Source organism: Spartobacteria bacterium UBA695 (genome assembly GCA_002298145.1).
GTDB lineage: Bacteria > Verrucomicrobiota > Verrucomicrobiia > Chthoniobacterales > Chthoniobacteraceae > UBA695.
Map to the genome: position 1 here is coordinate 321,501 of DBMP01000015.1, position 15,956 is coordinate 337,456.

Sequence of the window (15,956 nt, forward strand, 5' to 3'; positions counted from 1 at the left end):
GGAAACCGGCGGTAGATGCCGCGCGGGACCAAGATCGACCGGGCTGGGCTACCAGCTCGACTTCGTGATCCCGGGGATGAGGCCGTTGGAAGCCAGCTCGCGGAAAGCGATACGGGAAAGTTGGAAGCGGCGGATAAAGCCATGGCGGCGGCCACTGGCGCGGCAACGGTTAACGAGGCGCACAGGGCTGGCGTCGCGCGGAAGCTGCTGCAGGCCGACATAATCGCCCTTCGCTTTGAGTTCAGCGCGCAGGGCGGCGTACTTGGCAACAGTAAGGCGTTTGCGTTTTTCTTTTTCGATCCAGCTCGTTTTAGCCATATAAAATTCTTTAGAAAGGGCGAACAATCTAGAGCCCTCGGAAGGATTTGCAATCTTTTTTTTCCTTTTGCGATGCTTCCATCTGCCGCGCTTTGGTGGCGGGAAGCTTCCGGCAAAGGTCGGCTCCATTCGCCAGTTCCATTCTTTGAGTAGCGAGTTTGAGCGGCGATGCCAGTCTTTCAAAAAACTGGCGGAGGGAGAGGGATTCGAACCCTCGTTACCGGTAAAGGTAAACACGCTTTCCAGGCGTGCGCGTTAGACCACTCTGCCATCCCTCCTTATTTGCCCGGCGCATGAACCCGCGCCGACGTGGAAGGTGCAGCATGAGGGGAAACGCGGCGGAGTTCAACACCGAAATTCGTGCGTTTTCACCCATAGCCCCCCGCGCCAGCCACCCTTTGCCCCCCCGGAAAGGGCCGGTTTTCGGCGCAAAATCCACTCCACTTCGCATGCCGCTGCCCGGGCGGATGCCTCATGTTTTTAGCTTATGTAAGTCCCTTGTGCCAAGCCACCTCGGGAAATCCCCGACCCTGGAAACCGACTTAAAACGGCTTGCTGCAACACGCCAAAAACTCTTTGCTGGTGTCTGCGCGATTTGCCATCGCACAAGTAGAAACAAACCGAAGAAAACCACATCATGATGAAAAAATTCACACTCAGCGCTTTGGCGGCGATCACGGTGGCAGGGACGGCCTTCGCCGGCCCCGAAACCGTGGTTACTTCCAAGGAGTTCAAGCAGCCCTGCGTGACGCCTTGCTTCCGGGATACTGAGTTCCAGTTGGACCTCTTTTATTCCTATAACAATGCGGAACATCAGGGCAGCAATTCTGCAACCGATCGCCATTTCTTTGGACCAGAGACGACGCCGGTTCCCACATTGGTCCCCGGAGGCATTGGCGGTCTCCTCAACGATCCGAACGTCATTCCCGCAGGCAGCACCGTCACTGGTATTCGCCGCACGGAAGTCAAAGACACTCCGTACTTCCGTGATGGAAGTGGGGGAGGCCTCGGCCTGAACTACTTCTTCTACCGTTACTTCGGCGTTGGTGTCGAAGGTAACTGGTGGGACGGGGTCAACAGCGGCTACACTGGGAGCTATATCTCCCGTGAGCTGGTGACGCTTCCAGCCGGGTTTGATGCCAATGCGGTCGCAGCGGCTGTCGTGGCTGCTAACACCAAAACCGGGGTCACCGTTCTCAATCCCAACACGCTGGTCTTGAAGCGGTCCGCCACTTTCAACCGCACCAGCACGTCAGCGGCGCAACAAATCGCCGGTAACGTGTTCCTGCGCTATCCGTTTGAAGGGGCCGTCTGCTGGGCGCCGTATATCTTCGGCGGCGGCGGCGGAATCTTCGACGGTGAGAGCACCGGGTTCGGTCATGTTGGCCTCGGCGTGGAATTCCGTGTAACTCCTTACATGGGCTTCTTCACCGACTGGCGCTGGGAATTCACCGGCGGCAGCTACAACAACAACGACTGGCGCAATGACTCCAATGTGAAGGCTCTCGCCAGGGCATTGGGTGGATACAACAGGCTCAACATCAGCGACAACAACACCAACAAGAACGATGTCAACATCACTCGCGTTGGCGTGCGCTTCGTGTTCTAGCCCGCTCCGTCTAGTCTAAACCATATAACCTATAAAGCCGGGGTTCTTCGGAGCCCCGGCTTTTTTGTGCCCCCGCACCTCAGGTTACTCTTGGCGAAGCGCCTTCACCGGGTCGAGCCGGGCGGCGAAGTAAGCGGGGATGAGGGCGGCGATGGCGCAGATGACAAAGGCGCTGATACAGATGATGGCCACGTCGTGGGGGACCACTTCGGCGGGGATCTTGGAGAACTGGTAGACGTCGGCCGGGAAAACCTGGATGCCGAGCACGTCGGCCAGCCAGTCCTTGAATTCGTTGCGGTACTTAATGAGCGTCATGCCGAGCGCAAGGCCGGTCAAGTTGCCGAAAAAGCCGACGACCATGCCCTGACCCAGGAAGACCCAGACGATCTGCCCCGTGGAGGCTCCGAGCGCTTTCATAATGCCGATTTCGCGGGTTTTCTGGACCGTCACGGTGATCAGCGTGTTCATGATGCCAAAGGCGGCCACGACAACGATGAAGAGGAGCAGAAAGAACATGACGTTGCGCTCCATGGCGACGGCGTCAAAGAAAGTCTTGTTGGTTTCCTCCCAGGTGCGGGCCTGAGCGTCGTCGGGCAGCTGGGGCAGGAGCGCGGCCTTGGTGGCAGAGGCGAGGTTGGGATCGCCGGTGCGGACGGCGATGCCGGTAATGGAGTCGTTATCGCTCATGCCGTAGAGATCCTGGCCGACGTAGAGGGGCACGATGAGGAAATTGGCGTCGTAATCGTAGCGGCCACTCTGGAAGATGCCGGTGACGGTCAGGTCGCGGGGGAGGACGAGTTCTTTAACCTCCTTGAGCGCCTTGGGGTCTTTTTCGGCCTTTTTAATGGCGTCCAGGACCTCGGACATCTTTCGGCCCGGGGAATAAACGGTAATTTTATCCCCCACGCGCACTTCCAGCATCTGCGCCAGGCCGGAGCCGACGACCACGGTGTCGCCGGAAAGGTCGAAGGAGCCCCCTTTTTGGATGAATTTGGCGATGCCGGTGACGTTTTTCTCCAGCTCCGGGTCCACGCCCCGGATGACGGGGGTCGTGCGGTGGTTACCCGCCTCGGCGACGACGGGGCCCATGACGAAGGGAGCGGCAGCGGTCACGCCCGGGGTGGTCTTGATTTTTTTCAGCAGCGGCTGCCAGTCGCCCAGGGTGTCGTTCTGGTTCTGGATAACGATGTGGGGCTCGAAGCCGAGCACTTTATTGCGCAGCTCCCGGTCAAAGCCGGTCATGACGGAGATCACCAGGATCAGGACGGTGATACCGAGGGTCACGCCAAGGATGGAAATAAGCGTGATGACACTGACGAAGGTTCGCTTGGGCTTAAGGTAGCGGAGGGCGAGAAACAGGCTGAACGGGGCTTTCACTTGCGGCAATGTAGGCAGGTTTGCCCCCGTAGCGCAACCCGGGGGATTCTGCCGCTTGCTTTTCTTAGCTTGCACACCGGCCCCGCGCCGGTATGGTCTGCAACTTGGAAGCCCAAGGCTTCGCAAGGACTCACCTTAGGGGGAACAAAAAACAATGCAGCCGTTATTCGCCTTCAACGTCATTCCTAAACTTCCCGTCGAGCTCGAGCCGCTTCGGGAGATGGTCTTTAATCTCTGGTGGACCTGGGAGCCCGATGCCCGCGCTCTCTTCCGGCAACTCGACCCAGTCCTCTGGCACAAGACCAACCATAACCCGGTCCGGATGTTGCAGCTCTGCCGCCAGGCGCGCCTCATCGAGCTGGCCGAGGACGACGACTTTTTCCGGGAAATGAACCGGGTCTATGCCCAGTTTAAGAACTACATGGCCCGCAAGGACACCTACGGGAGCACCCGAAAGAACGAGCTGGCCGCTTATTTCTCCGCCGAATTCGGCTTCCACGAGTCGATCCCGAACTACTCTGGCGGCCTCGGCATCCTCTCGGGCGACCACTGTAAGGCCGCCAGCGACCTGGGCCTCAATTTCGTCGCCGTGACGCTCCTTTACCGCCACGGGTATTTTAAACAACAGATCAACAAAGACGGCTGGCAGGAGTCGATCAGCCTCAACCAGAACTTCCACCACCTCCCGATGAAAGAGGTGCGGGTGGCCGACCGGCCGCTGACCATCGCCGTACGCATCCGCGATCACGACGTCCACGCCAAGGTGTGGGAAATGGTCATCGGGCGCATTTCGCTCTTCCTGCTGGATACCGACATCACCGAGAACCGCCCAGACGACCGGCTCATTACGGCCCAGCTTTACGGCGGCGATCTGGAGATGCGCGTCAAACAGGAGATCGTCCTCGGCATCGGCGGCGTCCATGCGCTCCACGCCATGGGCCTCAAGCCAGCGGTTTACCACATGAACGAGGGCCACTCGGCCTTCCTCTCCCTGGAACTGATGCGCCGCTGCGTGCAGGACAAGGGGATGGACTTCAAGAGCTCCCTGCAACTGGTAGCCGCGGGCAATATCTTCACGACCCACACACCGGTCCCGGCAGGCAACGACGCCTTCCCTCGCGACCTGATGCAGAAGTACTTCGGCGATTATCCGCAGAAGGTCGGCATTTCCTTTGACGACTTCTTCTCCTACGGCCAGACGACCATCAACAAGGTGGACGCCTTCTCGATGACCATCCTGGCCCTGCGCACGAGCCGCCACGCCAACGGCGTCAGCCAGCTCCATGGCGAGGTCAGCCAGGGCCTCTGGCAGGACGTCTGGGCGGGCGTACCCAAGGACGAGGTGCCCATTAGCGCCATCACCAACGGCATCCACACCAAAACGTGGCTCTCCGCCGAGTTCGAGCGCCTCTACCGCCGCTACCTCCCGGATTGGCAGGAAAACCTGACCGATCCCGATTACTGGCGCGGCGTCATCGACATCCCGGACGAGGAACTATGGAACACCCACCAGCACCTCAAGCGCCGCCTCTTTGACATGGTTCGCGACCGCCTGCGGGCCCAGCGCGAGCGCATCGGCGAGGCCCCGGAGCGCGTCCGGAGCGTCAACCGGCTCCTCGACCCGGAAATCCTCACGATCGGCTTCGCCCGGCGCTTCGCCACCTACAAGCGCGGCACGCTGCTCTTCTCCGACATGGACCGCCTTAAGCGCATCCTGACCCACCCCGAGCGCCCCGTGCAGTTCATCTTCGCGGGCAAGGCCCACCCGAAGGACGAGGGCGGCAAGCGCTTGATTCAGGATGTCTACAAGTGGTCCCGCGACGAGGGCCTCGAAGGCCGCCTCCTCTTTGTGGAGGACTACGACACCTACGTCGGCCGCCGCCTCACCCAGGGCGTCGATCTCTGGCTTAACAACCCGCTGCGGCCCCTGGAAGCCTCCGGCACGAGCGGCATGAAGCTGCCCCCCAACGGCGGCCTGAACCTGAGCGTCCTGGACGGCTGGTGGTGCGAAAGCTACAACGGCAAGAACGGCTGGGCCATCGGCGCGGAAATCACCGACGGCTCCGTCGAGTTCCAGAACGAAGTCGACACGGCCAGCCTCTTCCACATCCTGGAAACGCAGGTCGTCCCGCTCTATTACGCCAAACCCGACGGCCGCCTGCCGCTGGCCTGGATCCAGCTCATGCGCGAGTCGATCCGCTCCGTCACGCCGGTCTTCAACACCCAGCGCATGGTGCAGCAATACAGCGAACAGATGTACGAACCGGCCGCCCAGGCCGCCGCGAACCTCGGGGCCAACGGCGCGGCTAAGGCAAAGGAAATCTCCGCCTGGAAGCGCCAGATCCGCCAGCTCTGGGGCCAGGTAAAGATCAACCAGGTCGCCATCGTCAACCCGGACAACATCAACGTCCTGGTGGGCGATTCGCTGGCCGTCGAAGCCCGCGTCCACCTGGGCGAGCTGAGCCCGGAATTCGTGCGCGTGCAGGTGTACGTTGGCGAGACCTCCGATGGCGATATCAACCGCCCGGTGACCGTCGACCTCACGGAATGTAAGAAAGACTCCGACGGCAACCACCTCTACCGGGGCGAAATCAGCGCCCCCGAGAGCGGTGCCTACGGCTTCAACGTCCGCGTGATCCCGACGCACCCCAATCTGACGCAAGCCCACGAGCTGCGCCTCATCACCTGGGCGTCATAATCGTCTGAATTCAAGCGGCTCCGGGCTGGCCAAACCACCCGGAGCCGCTCCCTTTTTCTCGCTCCAATGCTCTCCATTTCCACCTGCTGGAACTCTTCCCGTCACACCGACGGCAAGGCCATGCTGGAGGAATTGTTACAGTTCGGTTTCGACGCCGTGGAGCTGGGGCACGGCATCCGGATTTCGCTCTGGGAAGGCATCCAGGCGGTCTACGACTCGGGCCGCGTCCGTTTCTCCAGCCTGCATAATTTCTGCCCGCTGCCGGTGGAGATCACCAAAGCCTCGCCCGACTGCCTTCTCTACACGACCTACCGCGAAGCCGAGCGCCAGCGGGCGGTGCGCCAGACGCTCAAGACGATTGACTTCGCCGTGCGCATCGGCGCGCCCTACGTGGTGCTCCACTGCGGCCGGGTGGTAATGAAGCCCATTACCCAGCCGCTCATCGAGCTGGCCAAAGCAGGCCGCCACCTCGCCCCGGAGTACGCACGGCTGAAAACACAGGCCGTCATCCGCCGCGAAAAAGCCGCTCCGAAGCACATCGAGCGCCTCAAGGATTGCCTCAAGCAGATCGCGGAATACGCGGGCGAAAAGGGGATCCGCCTCGGGCTGGAAAGCCGCCAAGCCTACGAGGAGATCCCGAGCGAACGGGAGTTCCCCGATCTGCTGGAGACCTTTCCCGCGCCGACGGTCAACTACTGGCACGACTTCGGCCACGTACAGATCCGCCACAACCTCGGCTTCGTGGACCACGCCGAGTGGCTCGCCAAAATGGCCCCGCGCCTCCTGGCCTGCCACCTCCACGACGTGGAGTGGCCCGGGCGCGACCACCGGGCCCCGTTCACGGGCGGTTCGGTGGATTACGACCGCCTCATCCCGCTCGTCCCCAAGGGAACGCTTTTCGTTTGGGAAATGAATCCCAAGCGCACCAGCGAGGAGATCGCCCTATCCCTCGCCCGATGGAAGGAACGCTTCGGATCATGAACAAAAAGACCCTGCTGACGCTGCTGCAAATCGCCATCACCGCGGGCATCCTGGCCTGGCTCTTCCGGGACGGAGAGACAGATCGCAAGATTCTCCAGGCGCTCTCCCATGCCGACCTCGGCTGGCTGGCCGCCGCGTTCGGCTGCTTCGCCGTGGTGGAGGTCGCGGGGATCACCCGCTGGCAGATTCTCCTGCGCGTGCAGGGCATCCACATCGGCTGGTGGCGGCTGGCGGCGCTGTTCTTGATCGGCGTCCTCTTCAACCCCTTCCTGCCCGGTGGCACGGGCGGCGACGTGGCCAAGATTTTCTACCTTCTTAAAGAGACCCCAGAGCGCAAACCGGCGGCGATGCTGGCCGTACTGATGGACCGCTTGATCGGCCTCTTCGGGGTAATCGTGATCGCGGGGATCGTCATCGCCCTGCGCTACGAGTGGCTCACCCAGACGCCCGCGACGGCCACGCTGCTCTACACGCTCCTGGCGATCTTCGCCGGAAGCCTCGGGTTCATCGTGGTGTCCTTCGCGGTGACGGGCTTTGGCCTTGTGCACAAGCTGCCCGCGAAAATGCCGATGCGCAATGTGCTCATCGACCTTTCCGTGGCCTACGCCCAATACGCCCGCGCCTGGAAGGCGTCGCTCGTGGGCCTGCTCTTGTGCGTCCCTGTGCAGCTCAGCGTGTTTACGTTATCCTACTGCGTGGGCCGGGCCTTTACGGAATCCGCCTCGCGCGGCACGCTGATGGATTACTGGGGTATCATGCCCATCGTTGGGACCATCGCGGCAATTCCCGTGAGCATCGGCGGTACGGGTGTACGCGAGGGGCTCTTTGTGCAGTTGCTGGGCGACTTGTGCGGGATCGCCCGTGATTCCGCGCTGACGATTTCGCTGACCACCTACGCGGTGCTGATCGCCTGGAGCCTGGTGGGTGGCGTAGTTTATCTGCTCTATCGCCCCTCCGCCCATGCCCGCGTGGCCGATATGAACCAGGAGGTTTCCGAGGTCGAGCACGAGATTGCCGAGACGGCGGAAGCCCCGGAAAACCCGACGCCGATCCGTGAACGCCCTTGATCCCAAACCATTGCCCGAGCTGGCGGTGAATTTCGCCCTAACGTGGGACGCCCGCGCCACGACGCGCGCCCATATCCGGGCCGATTTTTCTTCGCCGGACGACAAACACCGCCTCCAGGAAATCCGCGCCGGGGGCGACGCGGTCATGGCGGGCCGGGGCACGGTGATCGCGGAGAAGATGCGCATGCGCGTACCCGACCCCGAGCTCCAGGCCGAACGCACGGCCCGCGGCCTGCCACCCGAGCCGCTACGGGTCATCGTGAGCGCCTCGGGAAAGATCGACGCCACATGGCCCATTTTTGCCGACCCCGAGGGGGCTCCAGTGATTGTTTTTTCCACGGAGCAGATGCCCCCGGAGGTTCGCACGGCGCTGGAGGGCAAAGCTACCGTTTACTTGCTTGGGCAGGACCGGCTCAATCTCCAAGCGATGCTGGAAACGCTGAGCAGGGAGCACGCGGTTAAAAGGGTGATCTGCGAGGGCGGACCGGCGTTTCTGCGCTCGCTCCTGGAGGCAAAGCTCGTGGATGAATTGAACGTGACGTTTTGCCCGCTGATCTTCGGCGGCCTCGGCGCGCCAACGCTCTCGGACGAGCGAGGCATTTACCTCCCGGTAACCCTCCATTACGAGCTGGAGTCGCTGGAGATCGTCGAGGGCGAAGCGTTTGCCCGTTACCGGGTGAGGAAATAAGGGGCCTCGTTCCCAATCTCCAGATTGGGAACGCCAGTGTGTGGCGAAACTCCGTTTCGCAGCCGTGGGGGAATCTGGAGATTCCCGGACATCTTGCGTTACGAATCGGGAGATTCGTAACGAGGAAAGTTTTTGCGGCTAAAAATCCTACTTCACCCCGGTCGCAAAGACCGTCTGGAAGTGCGGGCTATCCGGCTCGCGGTCAACAACGGCGATGTCGATATCGCGGAAACCGGCGTCGCGCAGCATCCCGTCGAGTTGCACTTCGCTGAACCCCATCCAGAGATCGGCGTACATCTCCCGCGCGTTCTCGAAATGGTGCGCCAGCAAGTCGAGCAGCGCGATCCGGCCGCCCGGCTTCAGAATCCGGTAAGCGGCGGCGATGGCGCGCGTCGGGTTGTTGGCATGGTGAAGCGCCTGGCTCAGCAGCACCAAATCCACCGATTCATCGGCAATCGGCGGCTCCTCGATATCCCCCAGCCGGTACTCCAAATTGTCGAAGCCGTGCTCGCGGGCCAGGTTCGAGCCGAACTCGACCATTTTCTCCGAGTTATCCACGGCGATGACGGCCTTGGCGTGCTTGGCCAGGAGCTGCGAGAGCGTCCCCTCCCCCGCGCCGAGGTCGGCCACGGTGATGGGGCCCACGAGCGAAAGGAGCATCTGCGCCACGCCCTTCCAGGAGCGGCCCGGGCAGTAGCTGCGGCCAAATTTGCCCGCCAGCTTGTTGAAATATTCGCGCGCCTTGTCGAGCCGCTTGCGCCGGATCAATTTCAGCGCGGCCAAGTCATGCTCGGCCTCGGGAATCTCGTTGGCGCTGGCGGCGATGATCTCCTCAAACGGCGTTTCGGAGCCGAGCGCGCGGCCATAGTAGACGTTCTTGCCCGCGCGGCGGTCGCTCACCAGCTTGGCGGCTTTCAACTGCGCCAGGTGGCTGGAAATCCGGCTCTGGCCCATGCCGAGAATCTCCTGGATTTCGACGACGGAAAGTTCCTCCTCGCCCAAAAGCAGCAGGAGCCGAAGCCGGGTGGGATCGGCGAGCAGTTTGAGCGATTTGACGATGGATGCCATCGGCCACCGAACCTATCAGCCAATCCTGATACGTCAATACGGCGATGGAATTCCTACAACAGCTCCACCGGCAAAACGCCCGGGTCATTCCCGCCCTCGGGCGGCGGCACGGGGCAGGTCTCGCGGCCTCCCTTGGCGTCCCAGTACTGGCGCGCATCGAGGTGGATCCCCGCCTCCGCGAGCAGCTCGGCGGAGGTGTCAGTCAGCAGCATTTCGACGCTGTTCCACGGGAGCAGGAAGTGGGGCGCCTGGCGCTTGACCTTGCAGCTATCCAGGCAAAAGATCGACCGGGCGCTGCGGGCGATGACCACCTTCTGCTGCTCGACGATGGCGGTCTGAGAGTTCCAGATGCCGCTGGTATCCATGCCCTCGGCGGAAAGAAAAGCGACGTCGAAGCGCCAAAACCCGAGGCTCTTCACGGCGGCTTCGCCCAGCAGGGTCGCCTGGCGCGCGAGCAGCTGGCCCGCGACCAAAAAAACGCTCACGCCCGGCAGCGTGGCCAGCATTTCGCCCGCGGGAAGGTTGGGCGTGACGACGGTAATCGGCGTCACCGGCTTGGCCCGGAAGGCTTCGGCAACGGCGTAGAGCGTGGTGCCCGCGTCGAGGAAAACAGTCAGCCCGGGCGAAAGATACGAGACGGCCGCGGAGGCGATTTGCAGCTTGGCGCGGCGGGAATTATCCATGCGCTCGTTGTAGGAGGGAAAGCGGTTTTCGAATTCCGAAACCGCGCCGCCGTAAGTGCGCTTAATTTTCTTTTCCCCCTCCAGGGCGGCGAGGTCGCGCCGGGCCGTGGCCTCGGAGACCTCCAACCGGCGACAAAGCTCGCTCACGGGCATGTACCCGTGTTGGGCCAGCATGGCGGCCAGCCGCTCCCGGCGAGCTTTGACGATATGGAAGGGAACTTTCATAAGAACTTCATACAGTGTGCCATAGTTGCGCACCGGGGGTCAACTAAGGTGCGTTCCCGGTCATCCGGGCGCTTCGCCAAAGGGCGGGGGCCAGGCCGGAGTGCATTTTAAAGGCCGCCGAAAAGTGAAACGCGCTGTTGAACCCCAGCTCGGCGGCAATCTCGGTAACAGAGCGCCCGGTGCGCGAAAGGAGTTCCTCGGCCCGGCGCATCCGGAGCTGGAGCAGATACTGTTTGGGCGGCAGGCCGGTGAGGGCCTTAAAGCAGCGCCGGAAGCGGTCGAACTCCACGCCCATTTCCCGGGCCAGGGCGGCGATTTTGAGGGGCTCGCCCAGGCTCTCGCGCATCCGGGCCTCGGCCTGGCGCACGGCCCGCTCCTCGGGGCTCGGCTCGCGGCCCGTGCGGGAGAAGACGATGCGCGCCAAAAGATGCATCCCCAGCGTGCTCATCTCCTCGCGCGCGCCGACACCGCCTTCCCGCGCAAGCGCCAGCAGGGTTTCGAACGGCTCGACCCACTCCGCGCCAAGGCCCGGGTGAAAGACCGACGACTCAGAACGCAGGACGCCCGCCTCGCGCAGGCGTTCCAGCGCGGGCCCGCGCAGCTCCACGAACCACTCGACCCAGCCGGTGGCCGGATCGGGGGCGTAGCGGTGCCAGACGCCGGGCAACAGAAGGAACGCGCTCCCTGCACCGACCTCGACCGCCCCCGCCGAGGCGGTTTCAAAGACCCCTTTCCCCGCCGAAACGTAGAGGAGCTGATAGCCGTCCAAAATACGGCCGCCGCGCGGGAGCCAGAACAAATGGTCGCCCGGATGCTCACCGGGCCGGGGGGGATACGGCTCGCCAGGGGCCGTCCGGGCATGGCCGCACGCCGTCACGGCCGCGCCCCAGACCGCTGAGGTGCCGCCGTCGGGGAAATAGATCGCGGAATCACTCACGTCGCCAATTTCTATATGCATCCCGCCAATTCGTCTATTCCAAAAACAGGCGGCATCGGTCATATAGAGCGTGTCATTTCCCCGGTACCTGTTTCGGTTAACGATTGGGCAAAGCTGCCGCAACAGGGCCGGGGCGGACCCTTTCTTCCTCACCCCCGCCTAGAGGCCCCTAGACATCCTTAACCGCCCGCCAACCGCTATTTTATCCTATCCCATATGAGCACCTACCTTGCAGCGCAATCCGCTTACGCCGACCTGGGCGTTGACACCGAAGCCGCCTTGAAACGACTCGCCGAAATCCCGATCTCCCTCCATTGCTGGCAGGGCGACGACGTCGGTGGTTCCGAACACCCCGATGCCACGCTGACCGGCGGCGGCATCCAGACCACCGGCAACTACCCCGGCAAGGCTCGCAACCTCGACGAACTGCGCGCCGACATCGACAAGGCCTCCTCGCTCATCCCCGGCTCCAAGCGCCTCAACGTGCACGCCTGCTATGCCGACCTCGGCGGCGAAAAAGTGGACCGCAACGCCTACGAACCGCGCCATTTCCAGAGCTGGATCGACTGGGCCAAGACGCGCAACCTGGGCCTGGACTTCAACCCCAGTTATTTCTCCCACCCGCTGGCCGCCGACGGCTTCACCCTCTCCCACCCGGACGCGGGCGTGCGCCAGTTCTGGATCGAGCACGGCATCGCCAGCCGCAAAATCGCCGCCGACATGGGCAGGCAGCTCGGCACCAAGACGGTGACAAACTTCTGGATCCCCGACGGCTACAAGGACATCCCCGCCGACCGCGTGGCCCCGCGCAAACGCCTCGAAGCCTCGCTCGACGCCATCTTTGCCGTGCCGATCGACCCGGCACAGAACGTCGACGCCGTGGAGAGCAAGCTCTTCGGCATCGGCAGCGAATCCTACGTGGTGGGCTCGCATGAGTTCTACATGGGCTATGCGGTGAAAAACCAGAAGCTGCTCTGCCTCGACGCGGGCCACTTCCACCCGACCGAGACCCTCGCCGACAAGATTTCCTCCGTCCTGCAATTCGTGCCCGAGATCCTGCTCCACGTCAGCCGCGGCGTCCGTTGGGACAGCGACCACGTGGTGATCCTCGACGACGCGACCCGCGCGATGATGGAGGAAGTCGTTCGCGGCGGCTTCATCGAGCGCACCCACATCGGGCTCGATTTCTTTGACGCCAGCATCAACCGCATCGCCGCCTGGGTGATCGGCGCACGCGCCACGCTCAAGGCGCTGCTCTTGGCGCTGCTCGAACCCTCGGCCAGCATCCGCGAAGCCGAGGTCGCGGGCGACTTCGCGACGCGCCTGGCGCTGCTCGAAGAAGCCAAGACGCTGCCATTCGCCGCCGTGTGGAACGAGTTCTGCGCCCGCCAGAATGTGCCCGTCGGGGCCGCCTGGCTCGGCGAGGTGAAGTGCTACGAGCAGAGCGTCCTGGCCAAGCGCCAGTAGGGCAAAATTTCTTCACGCGAAGGCGTGGGATCAGGCGCTGACAGGCCGCCCGGTTTTCCATGCCTTCCGTGAGGCTCCATTCCCAGCAGTAGAGCAAATCGCCCCGTTGCCGAATCGCGTTTTCGGTGACGGGGCTTTCTTTTGTGCCCCACTGGGATGATACCGCTTATACGACTTTCATAGTCAAACGCCACTAACCGGCCTTTCTATAAAAATATCTCACGCAAAGGCGCAAAGGCGCAAAGAAGAAACGCATCTGCCTTCTTTGAGCCTTTGCGTCTTTGCGTGAGACTTAATGCCTTTTATCTGTGTAAATCGTATTACTTTCCGAGGCAGAAGGTGGAGAAAATCTTCCCGAGCAGGTCCTCGGTATCGACCCGACCGACGATGTCGCCCACGGCGTCCAGCGCGGCCCGCAGGTCAACCGCAATGAACTCGGCGGAGAGGCCCTCGGCCAACGCCCGCAGCGCCACCCCCACCGCAGCCTCGGCCTGGCTCAGGCAGGCTTGGTGGCGCGCGTTGATGGCCACGCCCGCCCCGGCGCGGGAAAATCCGCCGCCCAGAGCGCGCTCCGCAATGGCCTCCAGCAGCGGCTCCAGACCAGGGCCGGAGCCGGTTGCCTCCAGGCAAGAAATGCGCACCGCCTTGCGACCCGCCCACGCGGGGTCCTCACCGAGGTCGGCCTTGTTAAGCACCAGCAGGCTGCCGGGATGGGGCTCCCCTTCCGGTGGGCGGCTGGCGTCGGCCAAGTGCAGTACGAGATCGGCCCGCTCCAGGTGGCGCAGCGTCCGGGCGATCCCCTCGCGTTCGATGCGGTCCTCGCTATGGCGCACCCCGGCGGTATCGACGAGGCGCACGGGGATACCGCGCAGGTTGACGACTTCCTCGATCGAGTCGCGCGTGGTGCCGGGGATCTCGCTGACGATAGCCCGTTCGTAGCCAAGCAGGCGGTTGAGCAGGCTCGATTTACCAACGTTCGGCGCGCCATAGATGACGGTGCGCAACCCCTCGCGCAGGACCCGCCCTTGCCCAGCGGTCTCCAGCAGCGCAGCGCACCCCGCGCGCACTTCCTCCAGCCGGGCCGTCAGAGCCGCGCCGGTCTCGGGCGAAATATCCTCTTCGGGAAAATCAATGTACGCCTCGACGTGGGCCAGGACATTGAGGAGCGCCTCACGCAGTTCGCGCACGCGGCTCCCCAGGCGGCCTTCGAGCTGCTCGGTGGCGGCGCGCAGGCCCAGGTCGGTCTGGGCACGGATCAAGTCCATCACGGCCTCGGCCTGGGTGAGATCCATCTTGCCGTTGAGGAACGCCCGCTGGGTGAATTCCCCGGGACCCGCCGCGCGCGCGCCGTTTTGCAGCAAAAGCGCCAGCAGCCGCCGCGTGACCAGGATGCCGCCATGGCAGCCGATCTCAGCCATCTCCTCGCCGGTGTAGCTGGCCGGAGCGCGGAAAATAGTAAGCAGTACTTCATCCAGGACCGTTTCGCCGTCCTTGATTTTACCAAAATGCTGGACCCTCGGCGCAAGCTCCGCCACCGGCCGCCGCCCGTGGAACACCCGCCCCGCAACTTGCGCAGCCTCGGGCCCGCTCAGGCGAATGACGGCGATGCCCCCCTCCCCGAAGGGGGTGGAAATGGCGGCGATGGTATCGGGCATGGAGAACGGGGTTATACGATTTACTCAGACAAAAGGCATTAAGGCTCACGCAGAGACGCAAAGACGCAAAGAGGAGACGCACCTGCCTTGTTTGCGCCTTTGCGCCTTTGCGTCAAATATTTTTACCGGAGAGGCCATTTATTGGCGTTTGAGTATGTAATTCGTATTACTCCTCGGCGGCCGCTTCCACATGAGCGCCGCCCACGCGGGAGGAGATGAGGTCGCACACCCCGCGTTTTTGCGATCCGGCGATAAATTCGAAAAACTCCGTGGCGTCCGGCCCCCAGGCGCGCTCCTTGGCGGCTTCGAGCGCCTGGCGAACGTTGAGCCCGCTCTTGTAAACAAGCTTAAAGGCCTCCTTCACCTCCTTGCGCTGCGCGGCATCGATCCCGGCCCGGCGCATTCCAACGATGTTCATCCCGGCCACACCGTTGATCTGCGCGGCCACGAGAAATGGCGGCACATTTTTGCTCAAGGCCGCATTGCCCTGGATCATCGCCCGACGCCCGACGTGCACCCACTGGTGAAAGACCGCGCCGCCGCCGATAAAAACGCCTGGCCCCACGTGCACATGCCCTCCGAGCAGCACGTTGTTGGCGATAATAACGCCGTCGGCCACCTGGGAATTGTGCCCCACGTGCGCGCCTGCCATGAAGAAGCAGTTACTGCCCACACGCGTCTCGGTCCCCTCGCCGGTGCCGCGATGGAGCGTACCGTATTCGCGAATGGTATTGCCCTCGCCGAGGATCACCCAGCTGTTCATCGAGGGGTCAAACCCGAGATCCTGCGGATCGCCGCCGACAATGGCCCCGTAGCCGATCACGTTCCGCGCCCCCATGCGCACCCACCCGGTGACCACCGCGTGGGCCTTGATCTCGCAGCCGTCGCCGATCTGCGCCGGGCCCTCGATCACCGCAAACGGGCCGACACGAACACCAGCTCCAAGCTGGGCATCGGGATGGATGAAAGCGGTGGGGTGAATTAGCGGGGCGTCGTTCATATCGAGGGGAAATAGTGCCGCCCGCCGCGCCGGTGGCAAGTTTTCTCATCGGAAAATACCCGAGACAGTATCTCCACGTCATTAGCCCAGCTTATTTTGCATAAAATAAATCGCGATTGAGTCTCATATTCATCTTGTCGCAGCGATCGGATTCCCTATAAAGGACCGCACCTGCCCTAAATA

At 62.8% G+C, this 15,956-nt stretch carries 13 protein-coding genes and 1 tRNA gene; 6 read left to right on the forward strand and 8 right to left on the reverse strand.

Features of this window, described 5'->3' with window-relative positions; genetic code table 11:
- Window positions 1–48: 48 nt before the first annotated feature.
- Together rpsN and B2828_RS10345 are read right to left on the reverse strand one after the other, a co-directional pair.
- Window positions 49–318, reverse strand: a complete 270-nt coding sequence (gene rpsN / locus B2828_RS10340; protein ID WP_479633655.1) for a 30S ribosomal protein S14 — start codon at window positions 316–318, stop codon at window positions 49–51.
- A gap of 188 nt (window positions 319–506) precedes the next feature.
- Window positions 507–596 (reverse strand) — tRNA-Ser (locus B2828_RS10345).
- Window positions 597–955: 359 nt separating this feature from the next.
- Here B2828_RS10345 and B2828_RS10350 point away from each other — a divergent pair.
- Window positions 956–1,927: a hypothetical protein gene (locus B2828_RS10350; RefSeq protein WP_479633656.1), complete on the forward strand. Its 972-nt coding sequence runs from the start codon at window positions 956–958 to the stop codon at window positions 1,925–1,927.
- 84 nt (window positions 1,928–2,011) lie between these two features.
- Here the strand turns inward: B2828_RS10350 and B2828_RS10355 are convergent, their stop codons facing one another.
- Window positions 2,012–3,304, reverse strand: a complete 1,293-nt coding sequence (locus B2828_RS10355) for an ABC transporter permease (RefSeq protein WP_479633657.1) — start codon at window positions 3,302–3,304, stop codon at window positions 2,012–2,014.
- A gap of 154 nt (window positions 3,305–3,458) precedes the next feature.
- On the opposite strand from B2828_RS10355, the gene glgP reads away from it, so the two are divergent.
- From glgP to B2828_RS10375, 4 genes are all read left to right on the forward strand, one after another.
- Complete coding sequence (gene glgP, locus B2828_RS10360; protein ID WP_479633658.1) at window positions 3,459–6,002, forward strand: alpha-glucan family phosphorylase; 2,544 nt, start codon at window positions 3,459–3,461, stop codon at window positions 6,000–6,002.
- 66 nt (window positions 6,003–6,068) lie between these two features.
- Window positions 6,069–6,983, forward strand: coding sequence for a sugar phosphate isomerase/epimerase family protein (locus B2828_RS10365; RefSeq protein WP_479633659.1), 915 nt, complete (start codon window positions 6,069–6,071; stop codon window positions 6,981–6,983).
- The gene (locus B2828_RS10370) at window positions 6,980–8,050 is read left to right on the forward strand and encodes a lysylphosphatidylglycerol synthase transmembrane domain-containing protein (protein ID WP_479633660.1); all 1,071 of its coding nucleotides are present in this window, start codon (window positions 6,980–6,982) and stop codon (window positions 8,048–8,050) included. The genes B2828_RS10365 and B2828_RS10370 overlap by 4 nt, the downstream gene beginning before the upstream one ends.
- Entirely contained in the window at window positions 8,037–8,738 is a 702-nt protein-coding gene (locus tag B2828_RS10375; RefSeq protein ID WP_479633661.1) for a RibD family protein, read from the forward strand. The genes B2828_RS10370 and B2828_RS10375 overlap by 14 nt, the downstream gene beginning before the upstream one ends.
- Before the next feature lie 147 nt (window positions 8,739–8,885).
- Here the strand turns inward: B2828_RS10375 and B2828_RS10380 are convergent, their stop codons facing one another.
- The 3 genes from B2828_RS10380 to B2828_RS10390 are packed head-to-tail and all read right to left on the reverse strand — an operon-like array spanning window position 8,886 to window position 11,672.
- The gene (locus B2828_RS10380; RefSeq protein WP_479633662.1) at window positions 8,886–9,806 is read right to left on the reverse strand and encodes an ArsR/SmtB family transcription factor; all 921 of its coding nucleotides are present in this window, start codon (window positions 9,804–9,806) and stop codon (window positions 8,886–8,888) included.
- 53 nt (window positions 9,807–9,859) lie between these two features.
- On the reverse strand, window positions 9,860–10,714 hold the full coding sequence (locus B2828_RS10385; RefSeq protein ID WP_479633663.1) for a DeoR/GlpR family DNA-binding transcription regulator: 855 nt from the start codon (window positions 10,712–10,714) through the stop codon (window positions 9,860–9,862).
- 43 nt (window positions 10,715–10,757) lie between these two features.
- Window positions 10,758–11,672, reverse strand: a complete 915-nt coding sequence (locus B2828_RS10390) for a helix-turn-helix transcriptional regulator (protein WP_479633664.1) — start codon at window positions 11,670–11,672, stop codon at window positions 10,758–10,760.
- Window positions 11,673–11,867: 195 nt separating this feature from the next.
- On the opposite strand from B2828_RS10390, the gene B2828_RS10395 reads away from it, so the two are divergent.
- Window positions 11,868–13,118 carry an L-rhamnose isomerase gene (locus tag B2828_RS10395; protein WP_479633665.1) on the forward strand — a complete coding sequence of 417 codons (1,251 nt, stop codon included), beginning with the start codon at window positions 11,868–11,870 and terminating at the stop codon, window positions 13,116–13,118.
- A 320-nt stretch (window positions 13,119–13,438) separates the two neighbouring features.
- On the opposite strand, the gene mnmE is transcribed toward B2828_RS10395, so the two are convergent.
- A complete protein-coding gene (mnmE, locus tag B2828_RS10400; protein ID WP_479633666.1) occupies window positions 13,439–14,773 on the reverse strand; it encodes a tRNA uridine-5-carboxymethylaminomethyl(34) synthesis GTPase MnmE in 1,335 nt (444 codons plus the stop codon).
- Between the two features lie 166 nt (window positions 14,774–14,939).
- Window positions 14,940–15,773 carry an acyl-ACP--UDP-N-acetylglucosamine O-acyltransferase gene (gene lpxA / locus B2828_RS10405; protein WP_479633667.1) on the reverse strand — a complete coding sequence of 278 codons (834 nt, stop codon included), beginning with the start codon at window positions 15,771–15,773 and terminating at the stop codon, window positions 14,940–14,942.
- Window positions 15,774–15,956 lie beyond the last annotated feature (183 nt).

Bases quoted from the DNA above. Each gene is read 5' to 3' on its own strand.
- lpxA (WP_479633667.1), bottom strand. From the start codon at position 15,773: ATGAACGACGCCCCGCTAATTCACCCCACCGCTTTCATCCATCCCGAT.
- B2828_RS10350 (WP_479633656.1), top strand. From the start codon at position 956: ATGATGAAAAAATTCACACTCAGCGCTTTGGCGGCGATCACGGTGGCA.
- B2828_RS10385 (WP_479633663.1), bottom strand. From the start codon at position 10,714: ATGAAAGTTCCCTTCCATATCGTCAAAGCTCGCCGGGAGCGGCTGGCC.
- B2828_RS10395 (WP_479633665.1), top strand. From the start codon at position 11,868: ATGAGCACCTACCTTGCAGCGCAATCCGCTTACGCCGACCTGGGCGTT.
- rpsN (WP_479633655.1), bottom strand. From the start codon at position 318: ATGGCTAAAACGAGCTGGATCGAAAAAGAAAAACGCAAACGCCTTACT.
- mnmE (WP_479633666.1), bottom strand. From the start codon at position 14,773: ATGCCCGATACCATCGCCGCCATTTCCACCCCCTTCGGGGAGGGGGGC.
- B2828_RS10390 (WP_479633664.1), bottom strand. From the start codon at position 11,672: ATGCATATAGAAATTGGCGACGTGAGTGATTCCGCGATCTATTTCCCC.
- B2828_RS10370 (WP_479633660.1), top strand. From the start codon at position 6,980: ATGAACAAAAAGACCCTGCTGACGCTGCTGCAAATCGCCATCACCGCG.
- B2828_RS10380 (WP_479633662.1), bottom strand. From the start codon at position 9,806: ATGGCATCCATCGTCAAATCGCTCAAACTGCTCGCCGATCCCACCCGG.
- glgP (WP_479633658.1), top strand. From the start codon at position 3,459: ATGCAGCCGTTATTCGCCTTCAACGTCATTCCTAAACTTCCCGTCGAG.
- B2828_RS10365 (WP_479633659.1), top strand. From the start codon at position 6,069: ATGCTCTCCATTTCCACCTGCTGGAACTCTTCCCGTCACACCGACGGC.